The organism is Oleiphilus sp. HI0123 (assembly GCF_001635315.1).
This window is the reverse complement of sequence record NZ_LWGE01001495.1, coordinates 1-2,117: the sequence shown is the minus strand read 5'-3', so window position 1 is coordinate 2,117 and position 2,117 is coordinate 1. Positions and strand designations below refer to the sequence as shown.

At 45.3% G+C, this 2,117-nt stretch carries 1 protein-coding gene; it reads left to right on the top strand.

Annotation, left to right across the window (positions count from 1 at the left end; genetic code table 11):
- Positions 1 to 2,055: polysaccharide biosynthesis protein (locus A3761_RS19760; RefSeq protein WP_369808236.1), on the top strand; the 2,055-nt coding region annotated here is incomplete at its 5' end.
- Between the last annotated feature and the right edge of the window lie 62 nt (positions 2,056 to 2,117).

Genomic DNA, 2,117 nt, shown 5'->3' with positions numbered 1-2,117 from the left:
GACTTGGTTAAAATGAAGTCAGGCGCTCGCAGAAGCGCTCAGAAACTGGAGAATGATAAGGATAAATCGGACGTGCTAAGTAAGTTGTTACACCTTCCCCGGTACCAGAAACGCCTGGTTACGGTTTTTGCAGACAGTCTTTGTCTACCTTTCGCCTTATGGATGGCCCTAAGTTTACGTTACGATGAACTTTATTTGCTTGAAAATAGCTCCGTATTGTTAGTCGCTTTTGTCACCGTTTTTACCAGTATTTTTGTTTTTGCGCGTCTCGGTTTATATCGGGCTGTTATTCGCTATATGAGTAATCATGCTTTACTGGCGATTATTTCTGGTGTTTCTATCTCTGCTATTATGTTGGCGGCTTTGGGCTTTTTATTTCAGGCGCCGATTCCTCGTTCCGTTCCCATTATTTACTGGTGTTTAGCGATGATCTTTGTCGGAGGGACGCGTATGTTAGCTCGCTCTCTGGTACACCGCGATATGATGAAATCCAAAGATCGGGTGATTATCTATGGTGCGGGTAAGTCTGGCTTGCAGCTAAGTTCGATACTTTTTCATGGCAAGCAGGTTCAGCCAATTGCTTTTATTGATGATGATATTAGTAAGCACGGTAGCATTCTTAACGGTATCCGCGTTTATTCACCCGAGAATATTTCTGAGGTGCTCAAGCGTTATGGTGCGCAGAGTATTTTGTTAGCCTTGGGCCATGCTTCCAGGGCTCGAAGAGCTGAAGTGATAAAGGGCTTGGAGCAGTACCCGCTTGCTGTGCAGACCATTCCACAAATTAATGATGTTGTCAGCGGTAAGGCGCGAATTGAAGAAATTCGTGATGTTGATATTGAAGACCTGCTTGGGCGTGATGAAGTCGCGGCCGATAGGGCCAGGCTTTCGGGTTGTATCTCAAATAAGGTGGTGATGGTCACTGGTGCGGGGGGGTCAATTGGCTCTGAGTTGTGTCGCCAAATCGTCAAGCTAAACCCGCGAAAGATTGTCCTGTTTGAATTGTCTGAATTTGCCCTTTATCAAATTGAGCAAGAGATTTCCAAGTATATTCAAAAACATACATTAAAGACTGAAGTGCATGCCATTATGGGCTCTGTGCAGAAACAGCATCGCATGGAAGTTATCATGAAGAGCTACGCTGTCGAAACGGTCTACCATGCCGCAGCTTACAAACATGTTCCTTTGGTAGAACACAATGTCATTGAAGGTGTTCGCAATAACGTCTTTGGCACTTGGTATTGTGCCGAAGCGGCGATTAAAGCAGGGGTAGATACCTTTGTGTTAGTTTCAACCGATAAGGCTGTTCGCCCGACTAATGTGATGGGCGCAACCAAGCGTTTATCGGAGCTTGTACTTCAAGGCTTAGCCCAGCGCCAGAACGATACACGTTTTTGCATGGTTCGCTTTGGCAATGTATTAGGTTCTTCGGGTTCTGTTGTACCGCTGTTTCGTAAGCAAATTAATGATGGTGGCCCGGTAACGGTAACGCACCCTGATATTACTCGCTATTTTATGACCATTCCTGAAGCAGCCTTGTTGGTACTTCAAGCAGGCTCAATGGGCGAGGGCGGTGATGTCTTTTTGCTTGATATGGGCGAGCAGGTTCGAATTGCCGATTTGGCAGGTAAGCTGATTCGCTTAATGGGCCTTGAGGTGAAGGATGATGATAATCCAAATGGTGATATCGAAATTCAGTATACCGGCTTACGACCAGGCGAGAAGTTATACGAAGAGTTGTTGATTGGCGACGACCCTTTACCAACCAGTCATTCTCGAATTATGAAAGGTCGTGAGATCTCATTACCTTGGGTTGAAGTAGAAGCCTTGCTTGAGAAGATTGATAAATACTCTCATCTATTTGATTGTTCTTCAGTGCGTGAGACGCTACTTAAAGCGCCTCTAGGGTATAACCCATCGAACGAGATTGATGACCTTGTTTGGAAGCAATCTCAGCATGAGTTGATACCCGAACATAATGCTTCAGCGAATGAAGAAGCACCCGTAAAGCCAAAAGTGGTTTCGATTTCAAAATCGCCCAAAAAACTGGCCTGATTTACTGCGCTGCCAAATGAGGGTGGCGTGAGCAGAGTTATCTCGCTTTTTAGCACTACTTT